This window comes from Pseudaeromonas aegiceratis, from assembly GCF_046254905.1.
Lineage (GTDB): Bacteria > Pseudomonadota > Gammaproteobacteria > Enterobacterales > Aeromonadaceae > Pseudaeromonas > Pseudaeromonas aegiceratis.
Genome location: NZ_CP158016.1, coordinates 2,276,195 through 2,301,512 on the forward strand (window position 1 = coordinate 2,276,195; position 25,318 = coordinate 2,301,512).

Annotated in this window: 21 protein-coding genes; 9 read left to right on the forward strand and 12 right to left on the reverse strand. The window is 65.3% G+C overall.

Annotation, left to right across the window (positions count from 1 at the left end; translation table 11 throughout):
- Nucleotides 1-8: 8 nt before the first annotated feature.
- On the reverse strand, nt 9-893 hold the full coding sequence (locus tag ABHF91_RS10730; RefSeq protein WP_409420287.1) for a LysR substrate-binding domain-containing protein: 885 nt from the start codon (nt 891-893) through the stop codon (nt 9-11).
- 212 nt (nt 894-1,105) lie between these two features.
- Between ABHF91_RS10730 and ABHF91_RS10735 the strand changes: the two genes are divergently transcribed.
- On the forward strand, nt 1,106-2,068 hold the full coding sequence (locus ABHF91_RS10735) for an aldo/keto reductase (protein ID WP_409420288.1): 963 nt from the start codon (nt 1,106-1,108) through the stop codon (nt 2,066-2,068).
- Entirely contained in the window at nt 2,065-3,474 is a 1,410-nt protein-coding gene (locus ABHF91_RS10740) for an MFS transporter (RefSeq protein ID WP_409420289.1), read from the forward strand. The genes ABHF91_RS10735 and ABHF91_RS10740 overlap by 4 nt, the downstream gene beginning before the upstream one ends.
- A gap of 3 nt (nt 3,475-3,477) precedes the next feature.
- Here the strand turns inward: ABHF91_RS10740 and ABHF91_RS10745 are convergent, their stop codons facing one another.
- From ABHF91_RS10745 to rhaB, 8 genes are all read right to left on the reverse strand, one after another.
- Complete coding sequence (locus tag ABHF91_RS10745) at nt 3,478-4,890, reverse strand: efflux transporter outer membrane subunit (RefSeq protein ID WP_409420290.1); 1,413 nt, start codon at nt 4,888-4,890, stop codon at nt 3,478-3,480.
- A gap of 14 nt (nt 4,891-4,904) precedes the next feature.
- Nucleotides 4,905-8,000 (reverse strand): efflux RND transporter permease subunit, encoded by a 3,096-nt coding sequence (locus ABHF91_RS10750; RefSeq protein WP_409420291.1) that lies wholly within the window; start codon nt 7,998-8,000, stop codon nt 4,905-4,907.
- Nucleotides 7,997-11,110, reverse strand: coding sequence for a multidrug efflux RND transporter permease subunit (locus ABHF91_RS10755; protein WP_409420292.1), 3,114 nt, complete (start codon nt 11,108-11,110; stop codon nt 7,997-7,999). Before ABHF91_RS10755 ends, ABHF91_RS10750 begins: the two co-directional genes overlap by 4 nt.
- Complete coding sequence (locus ABHF91_RS10760; protein WP_409420293.1) at nt 11,107-12,312, reverse strand: efflux RND transporter periplasmic adaptor subunit; 1,206 nt, start codon at nt 12,310-12,312, stop codon at nt 11,107-11,109. The genes ABHF91_RS10755 and ABHF91_RS10760 overlap by 4 nt, the downstream gene beginning before the upstream one ends.
- Before the next feature lie 294 nt (nt 12,313-12,606).
- Complete coding sequence (gene rhaM, locus ABHF91_RS10765) at nt 12,607-12,921, reverse strand: L-rhamnose mutarotase (protein ID WP_409420294.1); 315 nt, start codon at nt 12,919-12,921, stop codon at nt 12,607-12,609.
- A 10-nt stretch (nt 12,922-12,931) separates the two neighbouring features.
- Nucleotides 12,932-13,960, reverse strand: a complete 1,029-nt coding sequence (gene rhaT, locus ABHF91_RS10770) for an L-rhamnose/proton symporter RhaT (protein ID WP_409420295.1) — start codon at nt 13,958-13,960, stop codon at nt 12,932-12,934.
- Nucleotides 13,961-14,087: 127 nt separating this feature from the next.
- Nucleotides 14,088-15,344 carry an L-rhamnose isomerase gene (locus ABHF91_RS10775; protein ID WP_409420296.1) on the reverse strand — a complete coding sequence of 419 codons (1,257 nt, stop codon included), beginning with the start codon at nt 15,342-15,344 and terminating at the stop codon, nt 14,088-14,090.
- A complete protein-coding gene (rhaB, locus tag ABHF91_RS10780) occupies nt 15,341-16,819 on the reverse strand; it encodes a rhamnulokinase (RefSeq protein WP_409420297.1) in 1,479 nt (492 codons plus the stop codon). The genes ABHF91_RS10775 and rhaB overlap by 4 nt, the downstream gene beginning before the upstream one ends.
- Nucleotides 16,820-17,116: 297 nt before the next feature.
- Here rhaB and ABHF91_RS10785 point away from each other — a divergent pair, with 297 nt between their 5' ends.
- The 3 genes from ABHF91_RS10785 to rhaD all read left to right on the forward strand — a co-directional run bounded on the left by ABHF91_RS10785 (nt 17,117) and on the right by rhaD (nt 20,206).
- On the forward strand, nt 17,117-17,947 hold the full coding sequence (locus ABHF91_RS10785; protein WP_409420298.1) for a helix-turn-helix domain-containing protein: 831 nt from the start codon (nt 17,117-17,119) through the stop codon (nt 17,945-17,947).
- A 110-nt stretch (nt 17,948-18,057) separates the two neighbouring features.
- Nucleotides 18,058-19,209 (forward strand): iron-containing alcohol dehydrogenase, encoded by a 1,152-nt coding sequence (locus tag ABHF91_RS10790; RefSeq protein ID WP_409420299.1) that lies wholly within the window; start codon nt 18,058-18,060, stop codon nt 19,207-19,209.
- A 169-nt stretch (nt 19,210-19,378) separates the two neighbouring features.
- Nucleotides 19,379-20,206, forward strand: coding sequence for a rhamnulose-1-phosphate aldolase (gene rhaD / locus ABHF91_RS10795; protein ID WP_409420300.1), 828 nt, complete (start codon nt 19,379-19,381; stop codon nt 20,204-20,206).
- Between the two features lie 262 nt (nt 20,207-20,468).
- Here rhaD and ABHF91_RS10800 read toward each other — a convergent pair whose 3' ends face one another.
- The 3 genes from ABHF91_RS10800 to ABHF91_RS10810 form a co-directional block, all read right to left on the reverse strand.
- Nucleotides 20,469-20,675: a CCE_0567 family metalloprotein gene (locus tag ABHF91_RS10800; protein WP_409420301.1), complete on the reverse strand. Its 207-nt coding sequence runs from the start codon at nt 20,673-20,675 to the stop codon at nt 20,469-20,471.
- Between the two features lie 146 nt (nt 20,676-20,821).
- The gene (locus ABHF91_RS10805; RefSeq protein ID WP_409420302.1) at nt 20,822-21,718 is read right to left on the reverse strand and encodes a cation transporter; all 897 of its coding nucleotides are present in this window, start codon (nt 21,716-21,718) and stop codon (nt 20,822-20,824) included.
- Between the two features lie 9 nt (nt 21,719-21,727).
- On the reverse strand, nt 21,728-21,925 hold the full coding sequence (locus ABHF91_RS10810) for a hypothetical protein (RefSeq protein ID WP_409420303.1): 198 nt from the start codon (nt 21,923-21,925) through the stop codon (nt 21,728-21,730).
- Between the two features lie 200 nt (nt 21,926-22,125).
- On the opposite strand from ABHF91_RS10810, the gene ABHF91_RS10815 reads away from it, so the two are divergent.
- From ABHF91_RS10815 to ABHF91_RS10830, 4 genes are all read left to right on the forward strand, one after another.
- Nucleotides 22,126-22,302 (forward strand): 4Fe-4S binding protein, encoded by a 177-nt coding sequence (locus tag ABHF91_RS10815; protein WP_345014331.1) that lies wholly within the window; start codon nt 22,126-22,128, stop codon nt 22,300-22,302.
- A gap of 202 nt (nt 22,303-22,504) precedes the next feature.
- On the forward strand, nt 22,505-23,533 hold the full coding sequence (locus tag ABHF91_RS10820; protein WP_409420304.1) for an ABC transporter substrate-binding protein: 1,029 nt from the start codon (nt 22,505-22,507) through the stop codon (nt 23,531-23,533).
- A gap of 27 nt (nt 23,534-23,560) precedes the next feature.
- The gene (locus ABHF91_RS10825) at nt 23,561-24,250 is read left to right on the forward strand and encodes a GTP-binding protein (protein WP_409420305.1); all 690 of its coding nucleotides are present in this window, start codon (nt 23,561-23,563) and stop codon (nt 24,248-24,250) included.
- A complete protein-coding gene (locus ABHF91_RS10830; RefSeq protein WP_409420306.1) occupies nt 24,247-25,236 on the forward strand; it encodes an ATP-binding cassette domain-containing protein in 990 nt (329 codons plus the stop codon). Before ABHF91_RS10825 ends, ABHF91_RS10830 begins: the two co-directional genes overlap by 4 nt.
- Nucleotides 25,237-25,318: the final 82 nt, after the last annotated feature.

The following is a 25,318-nucleotide window of genomic DNA, read 5'->3' on the forward strand; positions in this document are numbered from 1 at the left end:
GCGGCCGCCTAACCGGCCCCGGGAAACGACTCAAACAGGTAGTCGATGAGCACCCGGATCCGGGGCGCCAGCTCAGGGTTGCGCAGGTAGACCAGGCTGATGGGCGCGTCCATCACCGCCTGGGCCGGCAACAACTGCACCAGGCGGCCGGCGGCCAGATCCGCCGCCACATCCCAGTAGGACTTGAGCACTATGCCCAAGCCCTGCAGCGCCAGGGCATGGCTGGCCTCGCCATCGTTGCACACCCATTGGCCACTGACGTGGACCCGGCCACTGTCGAAACGCCACTCGGTCTCGGCATGCTGGCCGATGAGGATGCAGCTGTGCTGGGCCAGCTCCGCCAGGCTGGCCGGCGTGCCGTGACGCGCCAGGTAGCCGGGGGCGGCACAGAGGATCCGCTGGTTGTCCAGCAGACGGCGGGCCACCAGGCGGGAGTCAGGCAGCACCCCGTAGCGAATGGCCAGATCCAGGCCGTCGGTGATGAGATCCTTCACCTCGTCGCTGAAATTCAACTGCAGGCGAATACCGGGATAGCGGCGGGAGAAGTCCGCCAGCAAGGGCAGCAGCTGACGCTGACCAAAGCTGTTGGGGGCCGTGATGCGCAGCAGGCCGCCGATCTGGGACTGCTGGGTGCGCAACGCCTCCTCCGCCCGGCCGAGTTCCGCCAGGATCCGCTGGGCATGCAGGTAAATCAGCTTGCCCTCCTGGGTCACCGACAGCTTGCGGGTGCTGCGCTGCACCAGCTGCACCCCGCTGCGGCGCTCCAGCGCCGCCAGCCGCTTGGAGGTGGCGGCCAGGGAGAGCCCCAGCTCCTGAGCCGCCGCCGTCAGGCTGCCCAGGCTCACCACCCGCTCCAGCACCCTGAGTCCCGCCAGATCATCCAGTCCGCCCATTATCAACCACCAGGAAAGAGTTAGTTACCATTCTGTCCATTTAATCAAGTAAGCCCCCTTCCTACAATGATCCCTGGCCGAGCCGTTTCCCGGCCATCACCTCTTCGATTGGGGCCAGGCCCCAGCCCGCGGCCGACTGGCCGGGCATACGGCCGCTGCGCCTCCTGCGGTCGGGCTCGGCCAGGGCGCGCCGCCTTTCTCAGGAGCTTCATATGGAACAACGCGCTCTGGGCCGCAGCGGCCTGCAAATCGTCCCCCTGGTGTTCGGCGGCAATGTGCTGGGCTGGACCCTGGATCAGGCGGCCAGCTTCACCGTGCTGGATGCCTTCGTGGCCGCCGGCTTCGACGCCATCGACACCGCCGATGTCTACTCCGCCTGGGCCCCCGGCAACCGGGGGGGCGAGTCGGAGACCATACTGGGCAACTGGTTCAAGGCCCGTCCCGGCCAGCGGGACAAGGTGAAACTCTTCACCAAGGTGGGCTCGGATCTGGGGGAACCCGGCAAGAAGGGCCTCTCCCGGGCCTGGATCACCCGGGCGGTGGAAGACTCCCTGCGCCGCCTGCAGACCGACTACCTGGATCTCTACTTCTCCCACTGGCCGGATCCCGACACCGGTTATGACGAGACGCTGCGGGCCTACGAGGCGCTGCTGCAGGCCGGCAAGGTGCGGGCCATCGGCGCCTCCAACCTCAACGCCAGCCAGCTGGCCGACGCCTTGGCGGTGGCCAAGCAGCAGGGACTGCCCGCCTATCAGGTGTTGCAACCCGAGTACAACCTCTACGACCGGGCCCAGTTCGAGGGTGCCTTACAGCAGCTGTGCCAGAAGGAGTCCATCGGTGTGGTGACCTACTACAGCCTGGCGTCCGGCTTCTTGTCGGGCAAATACCGCAGCCCGGCGGATCTGCAGCAGAGCGTGCGGGGTGCGGGGATCGGCAAGTACCTGGACGCCAAGGGCATGGCCATACTGGCGGCCCTGGATGCGGTGGCCGAAACCCATGGCGCCAAACCCGCCGAGGTGGCCCTGGCCTGGTTGCTGGCCGCCCCCGGGATCACAGCCCCCATCGCCAGCGCCACCAGCCCGGCCCAGGTGGCCAGCTTCTCCCGGGCCATGAGCCTCCGGCTCAGCGCCGCCGAGCTGGCACAACTCACCGCCGCGGGCAACCCGGCACCATGAGCAAGCCGTTCGACCGGCGCACCGCCACCGCCTTGCTGGTGGCGGGCACCACCTTCATGGAGATCCTGGATGCCACTGTGATCACCACGGCCCTGCCTACCATGGCCCGGGACTTCGGCACCGCCGCCGCCCACCTCTCCCTGGGGGTCTCCGCCTACCTGGTGGCCCTGACGGTCTGCATCCCCATCGGCGGCTGGGCCGCCGAGCGCTTCGGGGCCCGGCGCCTCTTCTGCGGCGCCATCGCCCTCTTCTGCTTGGCCTCCTTGCTGTGCGCCGCCAGCCAGAACCTGCTGCACTTCACCCTGGCGCGGCTGCTGCAGGGCTTGGGCGGTGCCATGATGGTGCCCATAGGTCGCACAGTGGTGCTGCGGCAGACGCCCAAAGCGGACATGGTGCGCACCATGGCCATCCTCACCTGGCCGGCACTGATGGCGCCTCTATTGGGACCCGTGCTGGGGGGCTGGCTCGCCAGCCACTGGAGCTGGCACTGGATATTTTTACTGAACCTGCCCCTGGGGCTGGTGGCGGGACTGGCCGCCTGGCGGCTGTTTCCGCTGGGCGGGCGGCACGACCTGCCCTTCGATGGCAAGGGCTTTGTCTACAGCGCCCTGGGCTTTGGCCTCTTCATGGCCGGCATTGAAGCCGCCAGCCGGCCGGACATCAGCCTGGTGCTGACCATGAGCCTGCTGTTTGCCGGCATCGCCCTGCTCTACAAGACGGTCTACCACCTGCAGGAAACCCCCGCCCCCCTGTTCAACCTGGCCCCCGTGGCCATCCCCACCTTCCGTCTCATCCTGGTGGGGGGTTCCCTGTTTCGCATCGCCATCGCCACCGCCCCCTTCCTGCTGCCGCTGCTGTTTCAGCTGGGCCTGGGTATGAGTCCGCTGCAATCCGGTGGCCTGCTCCTCTGGCTGTTTGCCGGCAACCTGTGCATGAAGCCGGGCACCACCTGGATGATGAATCGGTTCGGGTTTCGGCGGGTACTGGTGGTGAACGGCCTGCTGGTGGCCGCCGGCTTTGCCGCCATGGCGGGCTTCGGCCCGGCGACCCCACAGTGGCTGATGGGCCTGGTGCTGTTTGTCAGCGGCATGAACCGCTCCATGCACTTCACCGCCATCAACACCCTGGGCTATGCCGACGTCCCCCGCCGGCAGATGCGCGACGCCACCACCTTGCAGGCGGTATTCCAGCAGATGAACCTCGGCTGCGGCATCGCCCTGGGGGCCCTGACCCTGGCCCTGGCCTGCCTGCTGCACGGTCACGACAGTGCCCAGGCTCAGGTGGCGGACTTTCAGCTGGCGTTTTGGCTGGTGGCCGGCCTGGCGCTGCTGGCGGTGCTGGACTGCCTGCGCCTGCCCGCCGATGCCGGGGCGGCCCTGCTCAGACCCCGGCCCCAGCACGCCTGACGCCTAAGGCGCCGGGGCCGCCAGCCCTTGCCAGTGGCCCCCCAGGGCGACGATGAGCTTGACGCTGGCCACCTGCAGGTTGGCCTGCAGGGACAATAGGCTCTGCTGCTGGCTCAGGCTGGTGTTTTGGGTGGTGGCCACGTCCAGATAATCGATCATGCCGGCCTTGTACTGATTCAAGGTCACCCGGGCCGACTCCTTGGCCGCGTCGCTGGCCCGCTGCTGCACCGCCAGCTCCCGCTGCAAGGTGGCCAGCTCCACCAGGGCATCCTCCACCTCGGCGAAGGCATCCAGCACCGTCTGCCGATAGCTGGCCACGCTGGCGTCGTAGGCGGCCTCCGCCTGCTTGACCTGGGCGCCGGTGGCGCCGAAGTCCAGCAGGGTGCCGCTCAGGGCGGGTCCCAAGGACCAGGTGCGGCTGGGCAGGCTGATGAGATCCCCCAGCACGCTGCTCTCGAAGCCGGCGCTGGCGCTCAAGGTCAGATCCGGATAATAGGCCGCCTGGGCCACGCCGATGGCGGCATTGGCCGAGGCCATGTTGCGCTCGGCATAGGCGATGTCCGGCCGGCGCTCCAGCAGTTGGGACGGCAGGGTGGCCGGCGGCGTGGGAATATGCAGCGCCAGCTGCGGCTGAGCCGGCAGCGAGAAGCTGGCCGGCGGCTGTCCCGTCAGCACGGCGATGGCATGCTCCAGCTGGGCCCGCTGCCACTGCAGATCCAGGCTGGCGGCCCGGGTACTCTCAAGTAAAGTCTGGGCCTGGGCCAGGCTGGCGCGGGACTCGGTGCCCGCCCGGTAGCGGTTGCCCATCACGGTGACGTAGCGCTCATAGGCCTGCACGCTCTGGCCGTACAGGGCGATGCGCGCATCCAGCACCCGCAGCTGGAAATAGTCCTGGGCCAGGGAGGACTGGGCGCTCAAGGTGATGTTGGCCAACTCCGCCTCGCTGGCCTGGGCACTGGCCTGATACTCCTCCAGCCCGCGGCGTATCTTGCCCCACAGATCCAGCTCCCAGCTGCTGGTGGCCACGCCCGCCGTATAGGTGTTGCCGGTACTCTCGGCCGTGCCCTTGCGCGTCAGGCCCGCATTGCCGCTGATGCTGGGAAACAGGCTGGCGTGAGCCTGCTGCACCAGGGCCTGGGCCTGACGGTAGTTGGCCTCGTACTGGGCCACGTTCTGATTGGAGACGGCCACCTGACTCAGCAGCTTATCCAGTGCCGAGTCCTGGTACAGGGACCACCAGGGGCCCTTGCTCAGGTCGTCCTGAGGCCTGGCCTGGCTCCAGCCCTCGGCCTCCTTGAAGGCCGGCGGCGTGGCGACGCTGGGCTGGTGATAATCCGGCCCCACGCTGCAGCCGGTCAGGCCCATGCCCAACGCGAGTACCAGAGCCAGTGTCGAAATCTTGTCTGTCGAATACATAACCGTCCTGCCGATTAACGGGTGGCGAAGCGGCGCCAGAAGGCCCGCCCCCCTTGACTGAGTCTATCCAGATACAGATACACCACAGGGGTGGTAAACAGGGTCAGCAGCTGGCTCAGGGCCAGGCCGCCCGTGATGGCGATCCCCAGGGGACTGCGCAGGTCCGCATCGCCGCTGCTGCTGATGGCCAGGGGCAAGGCACCGAAAAAGGCCGCCAGGGTCGTCATCATGATGGGGCGAAAACGCATCAGGCAGGCCTTGAGAATGGCCTCATCCGGCGAGAGCCCCTGCTGCCGCTCCGCCATCAGGGCGAAGTCGATCATCATGATGGCGTTCTTCTTGACGATGCCGATGAGCAGCAGGATGCCGATGAGGGCGATCACCGTCAGCTGCTGGCCGGTGAGGATCAGCAGCAGCAGGGCCCCCACCCCTGCCGAGGGCAGGGTGGAGAGTATGGTCAGCGGATGAATGAAGCTCTCATACAGCATGCCCAGCACGATATACACCGCCAGCAGGGCCGCCAGGATGAGCCAGGGCATGGTTCGAGTCAGCTCGGTGAACTGCTTGGCGGTGCCGGCAAACTCCCGCTGTACGCTGTCCGGCAGGCCGATCTGCACCATGGTGGTCTGGATGGCGGCCTGGGCCTGCTGCAGGGAGACCCCATCGGCCAGGTTGAAGGCGATGGTGCTGGCCGCCGACTGCCCCTGGTGGTTGACCGACAGGGGCGCGGTGCCGCCACCGATCTGGGCGAAGGCGCTCAAGGGGATTGCCTCCCCGTCGTCGTTCACCAGGTGCAGCTGGTTCAGCACAGCCGGCTCCTGGCTGAATGCCGGGGTCAGGCCCAGCACCACATGGTACTGGTTCCAGGTCTGATACAGGGTCACCACCTGGCGCTGACTGAAGGCGTTGGTGAGGAAGGTGTCCAGCTGCTTGACCGTGATGCCCAGCCGAGTGGCCTTGTCTCTGTCTATGGTCAACATCACCGACTGGCCGCCGTCCTCGGCGTCGGCATCCACGCTGGTCAGCTCGGGCAACTTGGCCAGCGCCGCCTTGGCCTTGGGGGTCCAGCTGCGCAGGGTGGCCAGATCGTCCGCCATCAGGGTGTACTGATAGGAGGAGTTGGCGCTGCGGCCGCCGACCCGCAGATCCTGGGCCGGCATCAGGAACATCTGCACCCCGGGCACCCGCCCCTGGGCCTTGGCCATCAGGCGGTTGGCGATCGCCGAGGCGTTGGCCTGGCGGCTGTCGGCGGGTTTGAGGGTGATGAAGAGGTTGGCCGTGTTGCGGGAGCCGAAGGCGCCGCTGCCGGTGGCGCTGGCCACCATGGCCACGTCGGGATCCGCCTCCACCAGCTGGGTAAAGACCTGCACCTTGGGGCCCATGGACTGGAACGACACGTTCTGATCCGCCCGCAGGGCGCCGATGAGCAGGCCAGTATCCTGGTTGGGGAAGAAGCCCTTCTGGATGGCCGAATAGAGGAAGACGTTGAGGGCTATGGTGAGCAGCAAGCTCAATAGGGTCCAGCGCGGATGGCGCAGCACCCAGTGCAGCCCCTGCTCGTACCAGGCCAGCAGGTGGTCGAGGCCCGCCTCGATGGTGCGGTACAGGCGGTTGGGCACCCGGGTTAGGTTCTGCCGCCGCAACAGGCGGGCGCAGAGCATGGGGGTCAGGGTCACCGACACCAGCATGGAGATCACCAGGGCCACCGTCAGGGTGACGGCAAACTCCCGGAACAGCCGCCCCACTATGCTGCCCATCAGCAGTATGGGGATGAACACCGCCACCAAGGAGAGGGTCATGGAGAGCACGGTGAAGCCCACCTCCTTGGCCCCCTTCAAGGCCGCCCGCAGGGGGGAGTAGCCCTTCTCGATGTAGCGCATGATGTTTTCCAGCACCACTATGGCGTCGTCCACCACGAAGCCGGTGGCGATGATGAGGGCCATCAGGGAGAGGATGTCCAGGCTGTAGCCGAACAGGTACATGAAGGCGAAGGTGCCCACCAGGGAGACCGGCAGCGCCAGGGCCGGGATCAGCATGGCGTGAAAGTTGCGCAGGAAGACGAACACCACGCCGATCACCAACGCCACGGCGATGAGCAGGGTCTCCTGGGTGTCATTGAGTGAGGAGCGGATGGAGCCGGAGCGGTCGATCACCAGCTGCAGCGAGATGTCCGCCGGGATGGAGGCCCGCAGCTGCGGCAGCAGGGCCTTCACCGCCTCCGTGGTCTCCAGCATGTTGGAGCCTGCCTGGCGGGTGATCATCATCATCACCGCCGGCTGCTGGTTGTAGTAGCCCTGGTTGAACTGATCCTCCACCGAATCGTAGACGTTGGCTACGTCCCCCAGGTGGATGGCCTGGCCGTCCTGATAGCTCACCACCAGGCTGCGGTAGTCGGCGGCCTTGAGCAGCTGGCCGTTGCTGGTGATCATCCAGGAGTGGTCCTGCCCCTGCAAGTAGCCCTTGGGCAGCGCCGTGCTGCTGTTGGCCACCGCGGCCCGCACCGTGTCCAGGGCCAGGCCGTAATGGCTCAGCTGCTGGGGGTTTAGCTCGATGCGCACCGCCGGCAGGGCGCTGCCGCTGACGTTGACGCTGCCCACGCCGTTCACCTGGGCGATCTTCTGCTGCAGCTTGCTGTAGGCCAGATCGTACAGCTCGCCGCTGCTGCGCAGATCCGAGGTGAGTACCAGCCCCAGGATGGGGGCGTCCGACGGGTTGGCCTTACGGTAGGTGGGCAGGGAGGGCATGCTGGTGGGCAGCAGGCCCCGGGCGGCGTTGATGGCCGCCTGCACGTCCCGCGCCGCGCCGTCGATGTTGCGATCCAGATCGAACTGGATGATGAGCCGGGTGGACCCCTGGGAGCTCATGGAGGTCAGTTCCGTGATGCCGGCGATCTGCCCCAGGGAGCGCTCCAGCGGGCTGGCCACAGTGGCGGCCATGGTCTCCGGGCTGGCCCCCGGCAGGCTGGCGCTCACCATCACGGTGGGAAAGTCCACCTGGGGCAGCGAGGCCACCGGCAGCAGGCGATAGCCCAGCGCCCCCAGCAGCACCAGGGCCAGGGTCAGCAGCAGTGTGGTCACCGGCCGCAGGATGAAGAGGCGTGAGATGTTCATGGGCGGCGGCCACCACCCAGGTTCAGCCAGAGCCGGCGGCTGCGCAGGGCCAGGCGATCAAACCACAGATAGATGACCGGGGTGGAGAAGAGGGTCAGCACCTGGCTGAACACCAGGCCACCGACGATGACGAGGCCCAGGGGGCGACGCAGCTCGGCGCCGGAGCCCTGGGCCAGCATCAGGGGCAGGGCCCCCAGCAGGGCGGCCATTGTGGTCATCAGTATGGGGCGAAACCGCAGCAGGCAGGCCTGATGGATGGCGTCCCGCGGGCTCATCTTCAGCTTGTGCTCCGCCTCCAGGGCGAAGTCGATCATCATGATGGCGTTCTTCTTGACGATGCCGATGAGCAGGATCACGCCGATGAGGGCGATCAGGCTGAACTCGGTGCGCGCCAGCATCAGGGTCAACAGGGCCCCCACCGCCGCCGACGGCAGGGTAGAGAGGATGGTGACCGGGTGGATGAAGCTCTCGTAGAGGATGCCCAGCACCACGTACATGGTCAGCAGGGCCGCCAAAATCAGCCACAGGGTGTTGCCGGTGGCGGCGGTGAAGGCCGACGCCTCCCCCTGATAGCGCAAGGTGATGGTGGACGGCATGGCCAGCGTCTGGGTCAGTTCCTGGATCCTGGCCTGGGCGTCGCTCAACGAGTAGCCGTCGTTGAGGTTGAACGACAGGGTCACCGCCGGCAGCTGGTTGAGCCGCACATGGGCCAGGGAGCCGGTGCGCTGGTGGATGGTGGCGATGGAGGTCAGCTTGACCATGGGGGTGCTGCCGTCGCTGCTGGTGCCGGCCAGGTAGATGTCATCCAGGGAGGCCGGGGAGTGCTGGTAGCTGGGCGCCACCTCCAGCACCACCCGGTACTGGTTGGCCTGGGTGAAGATGGTGGAGATGAGCCGCTGGCCGAAGGCGTTGTACAGCGCCGTGTCCACGTCCGCGGCCGTGATGCCGTAGCGGGCCGCCGCGGCACGGTTGAGTTCCACATAGGCCACCTGCCCCTGATCCTGCAGGTTGCTCACCACGTGGTTGAACTCGGCCGAGGCGTTCATGGCGTCCACCAGCTTGGGGCTGAAGCTCACCAGGTGCTCGCTGTCGATGTCATCCAGGGTCAGCTGGTACTGGCTGGGGGTCACCTGGGCGTTGACCGACAGATCCTGGCTCGCCTGCAGGTAGAGCTGGATGCCCGGCACCTGGGCGCTGGCCTGCTGCAGCTCGGCGATGATCTCGTCCGCCCGCTCACTGCGCTCCTCGATGGGCTTCAAGGCGATCTGCAGCCGGCCGTTGTTCAGGCTGGCGTTGCTGCCGTCCACGCCTATGGTGGAGGCCACCTGATCCACGTTGGGATTGGCCTGGATGAGCTTGACCAACTGCTGCTGCCGCTGGGCCATCTGGGTGAAGGAGACGTTCTGGGAGGCCACCGAGATCCCCTGGATCATGCCGGTGTCCTCGCTGGGGAAGAAGCCCTTGGGACTCAGCACATACAGTAGCCCAGTCACCACCACCAGGCCGCAGGCCACCAGCAGAGTCAGCCGCTGATGGTTGAGCACCCAGCCCAGGGCCTTGTCGTAGGCCGCCACCAGGCGATCGAACAGCTCCCCGCCCTTGCGGTAGAAGCGGCTCTGCCGCTCCTCGGGGATGTGGCGCAGCAGATAGGCGCACAGCATGGGCGTCAGGCTCAGGGAGACCAGCATGGAGACGAAGATGGAGACCGCCAGCGTGATGGCGAACTCGCGAAACAGCCGGCCCACCACATCCCCCATGAACAGCAAGGGGATGAGCACGGCGATGAGGGAGAAGGTCAAGGAGATGATGGTGAAACCTATCTGCCGCGAGCCTTTCAGTGCCGCGTTGAAGGGGGTCTCCCCCTCCTCCATGTGGCGGTTGATGTTCTCCACCATGACGATGGCGTCGTCGATGACAAAGCCGGTGGCGATGGTCAGGGCCATCAGGGTCAGGTTGTTGAGGCTAAACCCCGCCAGGTACATGACGCCGAAGGTGCCCAAGAGCGACAAGGGCACCGCCACGCTGGGGATGAAGGTGGCAGGCAGGTTACGCAGGAACAAAAACGTCACCATGATGACCAGGGCGATGGACAGGCACAGCTCGAACTGCACGTCGGCGATGGAAGCCCGTATGGTCTGGGTACGATCCGCCAGCACCGCCAGGCTCACCCCCTCGGGCAGGGACTGCTGCAGCGCCGGCAGCTGGGCCTTGATGCTGTCCACCACCTCGATGACGTTGGCGCCGGGCTGACGCTGCACATTGATGACGATGGCCGGGCTGTGATTGGCCCAGGCGGACTGGAAGCTGTTCTCCGGCGCCTCTTCGATGCTGGCCACCTGTTTCAAGCGCAGGGCCGCGCCGTTCTCGTAGGCCAGGATCAGCTCGCCGTATTCGTCGGCGTTACGCAGCTGATCGTTGGCGTCGATGGTGATGGAGTGGAACTGGCCGTCAAAGCCCCCCTTGGAGCCATTGACGTTGCTGTTGTTCACCAGGGTGTAGATGTCCTGCAGGGTCAGGCCATGGGCCGCCAGCGCCTGGGGATTGGCGCGGATGCGGATGGCGGGCTGGTGCCCGCCGGCCAGGGTGACCATGCCCACGCCGTTGATCTGGGAGAGCTTCAACGCGATGCGGGTGTTCACCAGATCCTGCACCCGAGTCAGGGGCAAGCTGTCGGAGGTGGCCGCCAGTATGATGACGGCACTGTCCGCCGGATTGACCTTTTTATACGTGGGCGGATTGGGCAGATCGTCGGGCAACAGGCTGTTGGCGGCGTTGATGGCGGCCTGCACCTCCTGCTCCGCCACGTCCAAGGAGAGTGCGAGACTGAAGGTCAGGGTGATGACGGAAGCCCCGCCTGAGCTGGTGGAGACCATCTGGCTCAAGCCCGACATCTGGCCTAATTGCCGCTCCAGCGGCGCCGTGACCGAGGCGGCCATGATGTCGGGGCTGGCCCCCGGGTACAGGGTGGTCACCTGGATGGTGGGATAGTCCACCTGGGGCAGCGCCGAGGTACCCAGCAGCCGGTAGGCGAACACCCCGGAGAGCAGCACGGCCAGCATCAGCAGCAGGGTGGCTACCGGCCGCCGGATAAACAGCTCGGAGGGATTCATCGGCTTGACTCGCTCCCGCTGGCGGCCTGGGCCAGCTGCACCTGCACGCCGTCTTTTAAGCTATCGATGCCGGCGGTCACCAGCCGCTCACCGCCCTTGAGACCCGCCAGCACCGCCTGCTGCTCGCTGCCAAACAGCGGCCCCGGGGTGATGGTCTGGCGGCGGACCTTGTCATCGTCGCCGATCACATAGACATAGTTGCCGCTGCTGGCCAGCTGGATGGCGGCCCGGCTCACCACAGGCACCTGGGGATAGTCGCGGATCTGCAGCCGGACATTGACGAACTGGTTGGGGTACAGGGCTTCATCCTGATTGGCGAACATGGCCTTCAGGGCCACCGAGCCCGTGCTGGCGTCGATGCTGTTGCTCATGAAGTTCAGCTCGCCCTGGGCCAGCTGGGTCTGGTTGTCCTGATCCAGGGCGATGACGGTGAGCCGCTTGCCCGCCTGCAGCGCCTGACGCAGGGTCGGCACATAGGACTGGGGCACGCTGAAGGTCACGGCGATGGGGGTCACCTGGGTGATGGTGACCAGGCCCGTGGTGTCTGATGAGTGCACCATGTTGCCCGGATCCACCAGCCGCAGCCCCACCCGGCCGCCGATGGGCGCCGTGATGCGGCTGTATTCCACATCCAGCTTGGCGGTGGCGATCTGCGCCTTGTCAGAGGCCACCGCTCCCTGATACTGGGCCACGGTGGCGATCTGGCTCTCCAGATCCTGCTTGGCCAGGGAGTCCTGGGCATACAGGGTGCGGTAGCGGGCCAGGGTCAGCTGGGCGTTTTTCAGCTGGGCCGCATCCTGGGCCAGGGCCCCCTGATACTGGGCCAGGGTGGCCTCGAAGCCGCGGGAGTCCAGAGTCGCCAGCAGCTGGCCCCGCTTGACCGTCTGCCCCTCGGTGAAGTGCACCGCCATCAGCTGACCGTCCACCCGGCTGGTGACTGTGACAGAGGCGTTGGGCACGACCGTGCCCAGGGCGCTGACATATTCGGCCACATCGGCCAGGGTGACGGTATCCGCCTGCACCGGCACCGCGCCGCCGCCGAAGCCCCCGCCCTGGCGCATGGCCCGGTGCAGCCCACCGGACTGGGCCCCCGAGGCGGTGGCACCGGCCTCGGGCCAGTAATGAACGATCAGCCCCCCTGCGGTGAGGAGAAGAACAAGCAGAAGGGTCAACGAAAGGGTGCGCTTAGCCGTCATGGTCATGGTTCTGTCTGGCATAAAGTGGAAGTCGAAGAGGAGGGCTTCGCCGGCCTTCCCTGAGTCCGGGACAGGCTGCGATTGCCGGGGCCTATCCTACCACCCGCGGGGGGCCAAGCCTAAGTCAGCGGACGGCCACAGGGTGAAAATTCAGATAAATAAGCGTGTTAAAGTTTGTCAGAGTGTGACAGCTGGCGGTGAAGATTTGTGCACCTCCAGGCCAGGCAAGCGCCCTGGCCGGCCGGCACAACAAAAAAAACCGCCGGCAGAACCGGCGGTTTGAGCGAACGAGCGGGCGTTTCAGGCCAAGTGAAACAGGGGCGTCAAGGCCTGGCTAACGGGACTGTTGTCGGGGTTGGAGGGCATGATCGCCTGCATGAAGGCCCACCATTTTTGGCAGACCTCGGTGGCGGCCACCGCCTCCCACCGCGCCTCGTCCTCGATCTCCACATAACCGAACAGCTGCAGTGTGGCCGGGTGCAGGAAGATGCTGTAGTTGCTGGCGCCGTGGTCCTTCAAGGTCTGGGCCAGTTCGGGCCAGAGGGCATCGTGGCGCCGGCGGTACTCGGCCTCCTGACCCGGGTGCACCGCCATGACAAAGGCTTTACGGATCATGCTTGCCTCCTTAGGCCATGCCCATGCCGACCAGGTTGGCCGCGCCGACGATCACCAGCATGCCGATGCACAGGATGCGGACCGGGCGGGCACCCACGCCGCGCCATTCGGCCAGCAGCAGGCCGACGATGCCGCCGCACAGAACATAGCCGCTCATGTGCAGCATCCAGTTCACGAAGGAGAGGTGCTCGGGAATGCTGGCCTCGCCCCAGGCGTAGAAGAAGAACTGCAGGTACCACATGATGCCGCCGGTAGCCGCCAGAGCGCCGTTGATCAGTAGGCCGCGGGCCGGTTGCGCCAGGTCGTTGCGCAGGGAGAGCTCAGGCAGTACCGCCAACCGGACGAAGCAGTAGGCCATGTTCACCAGGGCGCCGCCGCCCATGATGATGCCGTAGCTGGGCAGCATGGCATACAGGGGGTTGATGCCCAGATCCAGCGAGGCCTGCTTGATGGGGGCCGCCGCCTCCAGACCGAAGGCAAAGCCGGAGGAGAAGATGCCGCACATCACCGCCAAAAAGAGCCCCTTCTTCAGGTTGAACTCCTTGGTGGTGGTGCCCAGGGCTTTCTCCTTCTGGTGCCCGGCATAGGTGACGATGCCGATGCCCACCAGAGCCACCGCCACCCCCAGCAGGGTGATCTGGCCGCTGCTGGTGGTCAGCAGATGGCCGAACTCACCCCGCAGTATAGGCGGCATCAGGGTGCCCACCACCAGGGTGACGCCGATGGCGATGCCGATCCCCAGGGACATGCCCAGGTAACGCATGGTGAGACCGTAGTTGACGTTCCCCACCCCCCACATGGCGCCGAACAGGAACATGCCCCAGAAGGCCTTGCTGTCCACCACGCTGTAAAACGACCCGAAATCATCAATCAACAGGGAGGTGATGATCCAGGGCAACAGTATCCAGGAGAAGAGGCCGGCGAAGGCCCAGGTGGTCTCCCAGGACCATTGGCGTACCTTGCTGATCGGGGCGTAGAAGGAGGCGGCGGAGGCGGCCCCCACCAGGTGCCAACCGATACCGGATGCGATTGCTGACATATGCTGTTCCTTGTCTGAAGGGTTATTGTGTTGTGGCCTTCCCGCCCGGGAAAGCCTTTTCATCACCGCGGCTGCGGCGCGCCGCCGAACTTATGACGGCCCGCACAGTCACGGGCCGTCGGGCCGCTTAACGCCGGCTCAGCACCTCGGCCTCATACTCCTTGACCTTGGCCAACCAGGTAGCGCCAACCGGCACCCCTTCCCGGGCACAGGCGTAATCCCATACCGCCTGCCACGGCAGGCTGCGACTCTCCTCCATCAGCGCCAGACGGCTGGCGTAGTCCCCCTGCTGCTCGGCCTGACGCAGGGCGTCAATGGGTTCCAGCAGGGCCTTGAGCAGGGCCTTCTTCATGTTACGGGTGCCGATCACCCAGGCGGCGATGCGGTTGATGGAGGCATCGAAGAAGTCCAGGCCGATATGCACCCGCTCCAGCAGACCGTTGCGGATGATTTCGTTGGCGATGGCCTGGGTCTCGTCATCCAGCAGCACCACGTGGTCGGAGTCCCAGCGCACCGGGCGGCTGACGTGCAGCAGCAGGTGGCGGACATAGAGGGAGGCGGCGCTGATCTTGTCGCTGATGACCTCGGTGGGGTGGAAGTGGCCGGCATCCAGGCACAGGGCCACGTCACGGGTGGCGGCATAGCCCAGGTAAAATTCGTTCGAGCCCACGGTGTAGGACTCGGCGCCGATGCCGAACAGCTTGCTCTCCACCGCATCGATGTGATGGGCCTCGTCGAACGGCTCGCTGATGATCTCGTCCAGGGCGGCCACCAGGCGCTGCCGAGGGCCCAGCCGGTCGGCGGGCAGATCCTTCATGCCATCGGGGATCCAGATGTTCATCACCGACGGCGTGCCCAGGGACTCGCCGAAGTAGGCGGAGATGCGGCGACAGGCCTTGCAGTGGTCGATCCAGAAGCGGCGAATAGACTCGTCCGGATGTGCGAGTGTCATGCCGTCACCGCTGTTGGGGTGAGAGAAGCAGGTGGGGTTGAAGTCCAGGCCGATCTGCTGGCGCTTGGCCCAGTCGACCCAACCGGCAAAGTGCTTGGGCTCAATCTTGTCCCGGGCCACCGGCTCGGCGGACTCCAGATAGATGGCGTGCAGGTTGAGGCGCTTGGCGCCGGGGATCAGGGCCATGGCCTGCTCCAGATCCTGGCGCAGCTGGGCCGGGGTGCTGGCCTTGCCCGGATAGTTGCCGGTGGCCTGAATGCCGCCGGTCAGGTCGCCGGCATCGGCCTCGAAGCCCTGCACATCATCCCCCTGCCAGCAGTGCATGGAGACGGGGATCTTGGCCAGTTGCTCCAGGGCGGCATCCACATCCACCCCCAGGGCGGCGTACTGTTCGCGGGCCAGGCCAAATGCGGTTTCAATCATGGGATTCATACAACGTCCTCGGTTTCAGGTTGAGATTGGGTGCACAGCTGCGCAAAGCGTTGGCGCTGGGCATCGAGTGTGGGTACCGGCTGGGGGTACCAGGTCTGTGAAGGGGTATTGCGCCGTACCAGCTCCCGCACCGCGGCCAGATCCGGCAGCAGGCCCAGGCCGAACAGCTGCCAGGTCACGTTGCCCAGGGCCGAAGCCTCGATGGGGCCGGTGACCACGGGGCGCTGGCACAGGTCGGCGCACAGGCGGTTGAGCAGCTGGTTTTGCGAGCCGCCCCCCACCAGGTGCACGACGTCGATGGGGCGGCCGGTGATCTGCTCCAGCTCCCCCAGGGTCTGGTCGTAACACAGGGCTAGGCTGTCCAGCACGCAGCGCACCAGGGCGCCGGGGGTGCGGGGCACGGGTTGGCCGCTGGCGGCGCAGTATTCCTGGATGGCGGTCACCATGTCGGTCGGGTTGAGAAAACAGGCCGCGTTGGGCTGGATCAGGCTGACAAAGGCCGGCGCGGCCTCGGCCTGCCAAGTCAGCTCGGCGAAGCTGTATTGGGGGAAGGCCTTTTGCAGCCCCTGCACCAACCACAGCCCCATGACGTTTTTCAGGATGCGGTAGCGGCCGGCGACGCCGCCTTCGTTGGTGACGTTGGCCGCCAGGGCCGCCCCGTGGGTCACGGGGGTCATGGCTTCCACCCCCACCAGGGACCAGGTGCCCGAGCTGATGTAGGCCTCCCCCTCCCCCGCCAAAGGCGTGGCGACGACGGCGGAGCCGGTATCGTGGGTGGCGGGCAGGATCACCGGCACATGACGGCCGCTGGGGCTGGTCCAGTGGCCCAAGCGGCTGCCGGCCTCGTTCAGGGGCAGCAGCCAGTTGGCCGCCGGGCCCAGCAGGGCCAGCAGATCCGGATCCCAGTCCCGGCTGTGGGCGTTGATGAGCTGGGTGGTGGAGGCGTTGGTGAACTCGCAGCTCATCGCGCCGGTGAGCCGGTAATGTAGGTAGTCAGGCACCAGCAGCAGATGGGCGACCTTGTCCAGCCAGGCCGGCTGCTCGTCCAGGATGGCCTGCAGCTGATAGAGGCTGTTGAACTGCAGAAACTGGATGCCGGTGCGCTGGTAGATCCCCTGGCGGGACAACTTGGCGAACACCCGCTCCGGCATGCCCTCGGTGCGGGCATCCCGGTAGGCGACCGTGTCCCCCAGGCGCTGGCCCTGGGCGTCCAGCAGGACAAAGTCCACCCCCCAGCCGTCGATGCCGATAGCATCCAGCGCTATGCCGCGGCCATCGATCTGCCCCAGTCCCGTCAGGATATGCTCATACAGGGCATCCAGGTCCCAGCAGTCATGGCCGTTGCGCCGCACCATGCCGTTGGCAAACCGATGCATTTCTTCGAGGGTTAATTTACCGCTGTCCTGGTCATAGCAGGCCCATATTACCCTGCCACTGGAGGCCCCCAAATCCACTGCTGCAATATTGACTTGCATCGAACCGACTCCGTTATTTCCGATGCAGTCACTTTAGGTTTGCAAAATAATGACGACCTTTTCATTCCTGCCAGGAAATATCTACACCTGGCATAAAAACCAAGAAACCAACTCCCGCATAAAAATACGTGAAGCAGCTCAAATTTAGAGCAGCACTCTCAGCCAGGCTGGCAATTGAAAGCGATTTCTTTCAGGCGATGGCAAAGGGTGAATGGCCTCACATAACAGATGGCTATTCGTTGACCAAGGGGTCGGCATAGGGTTAAAGGCAGGTACGTCAACCATGGGAGAACAGCCATGTTTCGCCTACAACAGACCGATTTTTTTGACCAGAACAAGCTGGTGAGCGTGCTGCCCCGTCTGCCCCAGGAGCCCTTCCCCGAGCACTGTCACACCTTTCATGAGCTGGTGCTGGTGAAGTCCGGCTGTGCCCTGCACATCGCCGATGGCTGCGCGGTGCACATCAGCCGCGGCAGCGTCATCTACCTGAAAGAGGACGATGCCCACTTCTTCGATCAGATGAAAAATCTTTGTCTAACCAATGTGTTATTTCAAGCAGATGAGTTTCAGGCTGCTCAGCGCCTGCAACGCATGCTGCAGGAGACCTGTCACCTTGGCCGAGGGGGCTTCCTGCTCCCCCCCGCCCTGCAGAGTCGCAGCGAACAGCTGATGGCCCAGATCACCGAAGAAAACTGCAAGCAGGATCTGTACTCCGAGGTGATGGTGGAGGCGCTCTTCTCCCAGCTGGCGGTGCTCCTGTGGCGCTGTCACCAGCGGGGAGGCTGCCAGGATCCCGAGGTGGGTGAAGATCAGGGCCGCCTGATGGCCCTCATCAGCTACATCAATGAAAACTATCAAGAAGAGATCGACTGGAGCGAGCTGTCCGCCCGCTTCACCATTCCCCTGCGCACCCTCAACCGTCGCATTCAGGAACACACAGGACTCACGCCGAACAATTATCTGGGCCGCGTCCGTCTGTGTAATGCCTCCTGGTTATTAAGCCACACCCAACAGTCGGTGACCGATATTGCCTTTGAATGCGGATTTAACGATGGTAATTATTTTTCCAGTAAATTTCATAACGCTTTTAATATGACACCGCTGCAATATAGAAAGCGGCATAACTAATCTTTGTTTTTTTGCCAGCACCCCCGACTTGGCTGGCAAAAGAATGAAGGATTCAACCAACCACAGGCATAACATAACCCTGTACTCAACATGGATAAGAGGAATTCCCCATGGCCTTTGCATTGTGTCTGCCCCAAATCAGCCTGTCCGGCGAAGGGGCGATTGAAGAACTGGTGCGTCAGATGGCTAACAAGCCGGCTCGCCGCCCCCTGATCGTCACCGAACAAGCCCTGATGGGGCTCGGTTTGCTGGATGGCCTCATCGGTCAGTTGCGAGATCAGGGCTTCAGCCCTGTGGTATTTGATGGCGTGCTGGCCAACCCTACCGACAAGGTGGCCAACGCCGCCATGGCCGCCTGGCAGGCCGGTGACTGTGATGCGCTGGTAGGCTTTGGCGGCGGCAGCGCCATGGACACCGCCAAGGCGGTACGCGCCCTGGTGGCCAACCCGGACAAGACGATCTATGACTTCGAGGGCATCGGCAAGGTGGCCAAGGTCGGTCCCTTCATGGCCTGCATCAGCACCACCTCCGGCACCGCCGCCGAGGTCACCAGCAATGCCGTCATCACCGACACCCGCCGCAAGGTCAAGATGGTCATCATAGATCCGGCCCTGATCCCGGATATCGCCGTCAACGACCCCAGCCTGATGACCGGCCTGCCGGCCTCCGTCACCGCCGCCACTGGCATGGATGCCCTGACCCATGCCATCGAAGCCTATGTCTCCATCGGTGCCCATCCCCTCACGGATCACTCGGCCCTGGCCGCCATCAAGGTGATCGCCCAGTACCTGCCCCAGGCCGTGGATCAGGGCAAGGATCTGGTGGCCCGGGAGATGATGGCCCATGGCCAGTTCCTGGCCGGCATGGCCTTCAACAGCGCCGGCCTGGGCTATGTCCACTCCCTGGCCCACCAGCCGGGTGCCACCCACAACCTGCCCCACGGGGTGTGCAACGCCATCCTGCTGCCGGTGGTCTGCGAGTTCAATCTGCCGGTGAAGGAGGCCCGCTTTGCCGACATCGCCGTCGCCATGGGCGTCGACACCCAGTCCATGAGCCAGGCCGCCGCCGCCAAGGCCGCCATCCAGGCCATCCGGGATCTCTCTGCCCGGGTGGGGATCCCCGCCGGCCTCAGCGCCCTGGGGGTGGTACAGGAGGATCTGCCGGGCTGGGTTCCCGCCGCCGAGGCCGACCCTTGCTCCGGCTGCGCCCCCCGGGTGGCCAGCCAGGCCGAGCTGCTGGCCCTCTACCAGGCCGCCTTCTGAGTCAGACACCTCGCCATCACAACACCGCCCTCGGGCGGTGTTTTTTTCATCTTTAAAATCCTGCCAGATCGCCTCCCCCGCTGGCTGGCGGTTTGAGGTGCGCCCGCGCCAGGCCAGATAGAGTCATCTCAAATGAGCAAACGGCCTGAAAGGGGCAACTGAGGTTAAGATGCAGACAATCAAACTCAATGAGGCCGTGCTGGCCGAGATCGACAAGGTGGTGGAAGTGGCCGCCTACCTGTGGCAGCGGGAGTGGGCCGAGCGCAACGGCGGCAACATCTCGGTGGACATCACCGATATCTTCGGCCCCGTCCCCGATGATCTCAGCTGCTTCCCCCACAAGGAGCTCTCCATGGTGGGCGGCAGCAGCGCCTTTCCTGCCGACAGCGCCGGTCATCTGTTCTTCGTCAAGGGCACAGGTGAGCGGATCCGTGAGCTGCGGGATCCGTCCCTGGCCGGCTGCGTGCTGCGCATCGACGATGCGGCCCGGGGCTATCACCTGCTGTGGGGCGGTCGCGGCCTGCCGGATTTTCGCCCCACCAGCGAGTTCATCTCCCACGTGGAGATCATCATGGACAAGCAGCGCAGTGGCCGGGCGGATCGCTGCGTGGTGCACACCCACCCCATAGAGCTGATCGCCCTGTCCCACCACCCGCGCTACGCCCATGACAGCAGCGCCTACACCAACGCCTGCTGGCAGATGCTGCCTGAGGTGCGCGCCTTCGTGCCCCGCGGCATAGGCGTGGTGCCCTACTGCATGCCCGGCAGCCAGACCATGGCCGACGGCACCACGGCGGCCCTGCGCCAGCACGATGTGGCCATCTGGGAGAAGCATGGCGCCGTCTCCACCGGACCGGACGCCTTGGTGGCCTTCGACTTCATCGACGTGGCCAACAAGGGGGCCAAGCTGCACCTGATGTGCCTGGCCAGCGGCTTCGAACCCGAAGGGGTCAGCGCCAGGGACATGCAGTCCCTCAAGGAGACCTTCGGGCTGTAGGCCCCCCGTCACCGCAAAAAAGGCGCCATTAGGCGCTAATGCTGGTCAGTTAAGAAACAGAGCTACTCATGAATGGCTGCCAGAGGCAAGCCATCCCCCACCTAACCTCCCCAAGGGGGAGGAACGATGTTTCCCTCCCCTTGTTCAAGGGGAGGGTTAGGGTGGGGTTTGGCTTTTGCCTCAAAAAACCGTGTTGTGATGCAGTTAAGGCGCCAACGGCGCCTTAACTGATGAGCATTAGCCATCAGGCGCCTTTTTTTGTTCAGCCCTGGCTGGTGCGCCAGCGGGCCTGCAGCTCGGCCCACTGGGCACAGGCGTCGTAGCAGCGCTGGGCACAGGCCAGCAGCTCGCCATAGGCCTCCGGCAGGCCATCCTCCACCAGATCGTGTAATTCGCCGGCCTTCTCCGCGGCGATGCGCTTGGCCCGCTTCACCTCTTTGTTCAGTTGTTCCAGCTCCTCTGGCGCCATGGCGTCCTCCTGACTGATTGGAATAGGTCAGGCAAGGCCTATCAAGGGCCATGCCAGGATCAGCCGCCTTATCTTTCAAGCAGATAGAAAAAAGGGCGGGCCGCTTGTCACACAAGCGCCCGCCCCTTGGGGCATAACCGACAGGGCTAGCTGCTGCCCAGCACCAGCTCGACGCTGAGCTGAGGTGCACAGTCGGCGGCGGCGGCATGGACCCGTTGACACAGGGCCTGGGCCTGGGCCGGACTGAATTCCGCCAGCTCCGCGGCCCCCCGCAGATGCAGCTGGATGCGCACCCGCCGGCCCTGCTTGATGCAACGGGACTCCAGCCACAGACGCTCATCCGCCGTCAGGGCCGCCCCTATCTTGCGTTGCAGCTGCTGCTGCCAGTGCCGGTCGGTGGGCAGGCACAAGAGCTCACAACCACCGCGGTAGGTCACCTGCAGCGCCGAGGGCAGGGTCACCGCCACCATCAGCAGGCTCAACAGGGGATCCACATAGCAGGCCCAGGGCTGCAGCGCCGTGCCATGCATCAGCCAGGAGAGGCCGAAGGCCAGCATGACGCCGATGCTCAGCAGGGCATCGAAGCGGTAGTAGTGCTGCTCGGTGGCCAGAATGGGCGAACCCAACTGCCTGGCCTTGCGTCCGAGCCACAGGGCGATGCCACCGCAGATGATGACACCCGTCATACCGTAACCGATGAGCGGGCCGTCCTGGGTCTCGTAGCCGCCGCTGAGCAGACTCTGGGCCGATTTGCCCAGGGTCAGCAGGCAGATCAGGGTCAGCACCAGGCCCTTCAGGGTCACCAGCAGGGGTTCACAGGCGGCCCAACCATTGGGCAACCGGGCGCTGGCGGGTTCACGCAGCCTATCCACCAGCACGGACTCGGTGGCGATCATCAGGGCACACAAGAGGGAAAACAGCGCGTCGAGCCATACCGCCTGGGAGTCTGCCCGCAAGGCAATCAGGATCCCCAGCAGGGCGAAGCTGCCGTCAACCAGCACGAGACAGCGCAATATGCCTGCCTCTCGAGAGAGTGAAAACATGCTGCCCCCTTAACCGCGACGGTTAATGGGACCTTGGACATGCAAAGAGGGAGGGAGCCAGCCGACCGGGACGGGGATGATGAAGTGGGCATCGAAGGCGGCCGACAGTCGGGCAGCCAGGAGGGTGGACAGGGGCGTTAGGGGTGCCAGTAACAGACGCAGGTACTTCTCGTACAGCGTCAGGTAAAGCAAACGAACCGTTTGCATGGTGCCTCCTCAGGCAGGGTCAGATTAACAAAGTGAACGGGTGGGCCGGACGGCACACAGGGGAAAGTCTAACAAGTGACCAGGGGCGCAACAAGGGGCAAACCGACCGACGGACAGTTGGCCCTGCTTTTGCAGCAGCCTTGGCAACAGAAGATGCCATGGCACACCGCCCTACTCGTTTGACCAAAGGAGTCCCCAGCATGTTTGTGATCACCCAGGAGTGCGATGGCTGCGGCCAGTGCCTCGATGTCTGTCCCGTGGAGGGCGCCATCGTCCCCGGCGAGGCCCCCGGCCTGCCCCATCTCATCACCAGCCTGTGCGCCGAATGCGGTGCCTGCCAGAACGACTGTCCGGCCCGGGCCATCGTCGAGCAGTAGCCATACCCAGCGTCTGCCCGATAAGAGCACGCCGGTGGCATTGGTCACATTTGTGTGCCCTTCCCGACACAGCCAAGACAGGCCAGCAGGCCGGGGAGTTTAAAAATGGACAGAAAATCAGTCAGATAAAAAAGCCGCCCCGGCGGACAGACTGGCGCCGATATTGCTTTTATGGCAGTAGACCCCTGTCAACGAGGCCGCCATGAGCCCAACCATACGCGCCATCCGCAAGACCGCCCTGGGTACCGACATCTGGCAACCCGGTGCGCTGAACCTGCATGTCTCCGTGCCCTGCCCCCTCAAGGTGCGCCTCAAGCAGGCCCTGGAACCCTGGATCGCCGACTTCAACCATCGCCACCCCAAGCCGCTGTACTGCCCCTCCATCCTGGACGGCATTCCCCACGGCCTGGAGGAGCTGATGCAGCAGACCACGGATCCTGCCGAGCTGCCGGATGTCTGGGTCAGCATAGGCCTGCACACCGCCTTCGCCCAGCCCTTCAAGCAGAACTTCATCGACTCGGGCGTCTATCGGGGGGTGACCAAGCCGGAGTGGCTGCCCCTGCTGCCACCAGCGCTGGCCACCATGGCCACCAAGCATAACCTGGGGCTGCTGGCCTTCGGCTTCTGGCAACTGGTGTGCGATCTCAGCCTGCTGCCCGCAGGGCCTTACCCGGCCCGTTGGGCGGACCTGGCCAGCCCCGCCTACCACAAGCAGCTGGCGATTCACGGCTGTGACGGCCACGTGGGCGGCCTGACCCTGCTGCAGATGGTAAAAGACACCCAGGGGGCCGATGCGGTGACCGCCCTGGCCAAGAATGTCAGCGCGGTGCGCCACTTCTCCCAGCTCATCAAGGGACTGGACAGCGCCGACCCTAACCGGGTGCCCTTCAACCTGATGCCCGGTGCCGCAGCCAACCAGATCCCCAGCAAGAAACGGGTGGCGGAGGTGCAGCTGGCGGACGGCCCCTTGATGTCGCCGCTGTTTCTGTTCGTCAAGGCCGAGGGGCAGCAGAGCCCGGCGGTGGCCGAGCTGCTGGACTTCTTCTGGGGTGAGACCTTCCGCGCCGTGCTGCAAGCCGGCGACTATCACATGCCCGATACCATGGACTGGTCCCAGCCCTACAGCTTCCCGGACTGGGATCAACTGGCCAGCGCCGACTATCAGACCCAGTCCGAGGCCCTGAACCAGGCCTTCATGGACGCCCTGGATCCAGGCACCATGACGGTCTAGGGCCATGAACCACCACAAGGAGCACCCATGCAACTGGTGACCGTTTCCGGCCCGCCCTCGTCGGGCAAGACAGCCCTGCTCAGCCACCTGATCCCGGTGCTGCAGAGCACCGAGCGTCCCCTGGGGGTGGTGAAGTTCGACTGCCTGAGTACCGACGACGACCAGCGCTACCGCGCCATGGGGGTGCCGGTGCAGGTGGGCCTGTCGGGCAACCTCTGCCCGGACCACTACTTCGTCAGCAACATTGAGGCCTGTGTGCGCTGGGGCCAGCAGCAGGGGCTGCACTGGCTGCTTTCCGAAAGCGCCGGCCTGTGCAACCGCTGCTCGCCCCACATCAAGGGGGTGCTGGCGGTGTGTGTCATCGACAACCTGATGGGCCTCAACACCCCCAAGAAGGTGGGCCCCATGTTGAAGCTCGCCGACATAGTGGTGATCACCAAGGGGGACATAGTCTCCCAGGCGGAGCGGGAGGTGTTCGCCTTCAAGGTGCGCCAGGCCAATCCCAAGGCCCGCATCCTGCACGTCAACGGCATCACGGGTCAGGGGGCCTTCGAGCTGGCCAGCCTGATCCAGGCGGCGCCGGACATAGCCGCCCTGGACGGCGGCAGCCTGCGCTTCTCCATGCCGGCGGCCCTGTGCTCCTACTGCCTGGGCGAGACCCGCATCGGCGAGGACTTCCAGACCGGCAACCTCAAGAAGATCAAGGTATCGGCATGAGTACAGACACACTGTGGCACCAGGACCCTGCCCCCCTGCTGGCCGGTGCGCCGGCCCTGGCGGAGTTTGTCCACCGCCATCAGCTCACAGGCCCAGGCAGCCTGGCCCAGCGGCTGGCGGCCTTGAGCGAGGATCAGCTGGCGGACATCGGCTGCGACCGCGCCAGCCTGGGCCAGCAGCTCGATGCCCTGCTGGCCCAGGCCCAGCAGGCCAGCCCGGCCACCGGCTTTGTCATCGACTCCCTGACCCTCATCGGCGGCCAGGACAAGCAGGGCCGGGCCGAGGATCTGCAGCTGACCCTGGTGCCCGGCTCCATCACCTGCATCGTCGGCCCCACGGGCTCTGGCAAGAGCCGGCTGCTGGCGGACATAGAATGGATGGCCCAGGGGGACACCCCCACCCGGCGGCGCATCCTGATCAACGGCGCCGTGCCGCCCGCCGAGCTGCGCTTCAGCCTGGAGCACAAGCTGGTGGCCCAGCTCTCCCAGAACATGAACTTCGTGATGGACGCCAGCGCCGGGGACTTCATCGCCATGCATGCCGAGAGCCGCGGCCTGGATCCCACCCAAGTGACCAGCCAGATCATCGATCAGGCCAACCGGCTGGCCGGCGAGCCCTTCGCCATCAGCACCCCGGTGACGGCCCTCTCCGGCGGTCAATCCCGCGCCCTGATGATCGCCGACACGGCGTTTTTGAGCGCCTCCCCCGTGGTGCTGATCGACGAGGTGGAGAACGCCGGCATCGACCGCAAGCAGGCGCTGCAGCTGCTGGTACGGCAGGAGAAGATCGTGCTGATGGCCACCCACGATCCCCTGCTGGCGCTGATGGGCCAGCAGCGCCTCATCATACGTCACGGCGGCATACAGCAGATCCGTCAGACCTCGGAGGCGGAGCGGGCCAACCTGCAGACCCTGGAGCAGATGGACGCCTGCCTGCAGGGGCTGCGCCACCGCCTGCGCCAGGGCGAGGCGCTGGATCGCCTCTAGCCAGCAGCGTCACCCGGGAGACAGAGCGCGCCGCGCTTGAGGAGCCCAACCGACTTGGCGCGCCGCCACCGGCGCAGTAAGC

What these genes read in the sequence shown, in the direction of transcription:
- ABHF91_RS10800 (WP_409420301.1), bottom strand. Translation starts at nt 20,675, where the DNA reads ATGGCGCCAGAGGAGCTGGAACAACTGAACAAAGAGGTGAAGCGGGCC.
- ABHF91_RS10750 (WP_409420291.1), bottom strand. Translation starts at nt 8,000, where the DNA reads ATGAACATCTCACGCCTCTTCATCCTGCGGCCGGTGACCACACTGCTG.
- ABHF91_RS10755 (WP_409420292.1), bottom strand. Translation starts at nt 11,110, where the DNA reads ATGAATCCCTCCGAGCTGTTTATCCGGCGGCCGGTAGCCACCCTGCTG.
- ABHF91_RS10805 (WP_409420302.1), bottom strand. Translation starts at nt 21,718, where the DNA reads ATGTTTTCACTCTCTCGAGAGGCAGGCATATTGCGCTGTCTCGTGCTG.
- ABHF91_RS10735 (WP_409420288.1), top strand. Translation starts at nt 1,106, where the DNA reads ATGGAACAACGCGCTCTGGGCCGCAGCGGCCTGCAAATCGTCCCCCTG.
- ABHF91_RS10785 (WP_409420298.1), top strand. Translation starts at nt 17,117, where the DNA reads ATGTTTCGCCTACAACAGACCGATTTTTTTGACCAGAACAAGCTGGTG.
- ABHF91_RS10790 (WP_409420299.1), top strand. Translation starts at nt 18,058, where the DNA reads ATGGCCTTTGCATTGTGTCTGCCCCAAATCAGCCTGTCCGGCGAAGGG.
- ABHF91_RS10815 (WP_345014331.1), top strand. Translation starts at nt 22,126, where the DNA reads ATGTTTGTGATCACCCAGGAGTGCGATGGCTGCGGCCAGTGCCTCGAT.
- rhaT (WP_409420295.1), bottom strand. Translation starts at nt 13,960, where the DNA reads ATGTCAGCAATCGCATCCGGTATCGGTTGGCACCTGGTGGGGGCCGCC.
- ABHF91_RS10745 (WP_409420290.1), bottom strand. Translation starts at nt 4,890, where the DNA reads ATGTATTCGACAGACAAGATTTCGACACTGGCTCTGGTACTCGCGTTG.
- ABHF91_RS10775 (WP_409420296.1), bottom strand. Translation starts at nt 15,344, where the DNA reads ATGAATCCCATGATTGAAACCGCATTTGGCCTGGCCCGCGAACAGTAC.
- ABHF91_RS10830 (WP_409420306.1), top strand. Translation starts at nt 24,247, where the DNA reads ATGAGTACAGACACACTGTGGCACCAGGACCCTGCCCCCCTGCTGGCC.
- ABHF91_RS10760 (WP_409420293.1), bottom strand. Translation starts at nt 12,312, where the DNA reads ATGACCATGACGGCTAAGCGCACCCTTTCGTTGACCCTTCTGCTTGTT.
- ABHF91_RS10825 (WP_409420305.1), top strand. Translation starts at nt 23,561, where the DNA reads ATGCAACTGGTGACCGTTTCCGGCCCGCCCTCGTCGGGCAAGACAGCC.
- rhaM (WP_409420294.1), bottom strand. Translation starts at nt 12,921, where the DNA reads ATGATCCGTAAAGCCTTTGTCATGGCGGTGCACCCGGGTCAGGAGGCC.
- ABHF91_RS10820 (WP_409420304.1), top strand. Translation starts at nt 22,505, where the DNA reads ATGAGCCCAACCATACGCGCCATCCGCAAGACCGCCCTGGGTACCGAC.
- rhaD (WP_409420300.1), top strand. Translation starts at nt 19,379, where the DNA reads ATGCAGACAATCAAACTCAATGAGGCCGTGCTGGCCGAGATCGACAAG.
- ABHF91_RS10730 (WP_409420287.1), bottom strand. Translation starts at nt 893, where the DNA reads ATGGGCGGACTGGATGATCTGGCGGGACTCAGGGTGCTGGAGCGGGTG.
- ABHF91_RS10810 (WP_409420303.1), bottom strand. Translation starts at nt 21,925, where the DNA reads ATGCAAACGGTTCGTTTGCTTTACCTGACGCTGTACGAGAAGTACCTG.
- ABHF91_RS10740 (WP_409420289.1), top strand. Translation starts at nt 2,065, where the DNA reads ATGAGCAAGCCGTTCGACCGGCGCACCGCCACCGCCTTGCTGGTGGCG.
- rhaB (WP_409420297.1), bottom strand. Translation starts at nt 16,819, where the DNA reads ATGCAAGTCAATATTGCAGCAGTGGATTTGGGGGCCTCCAGTGGCAGG.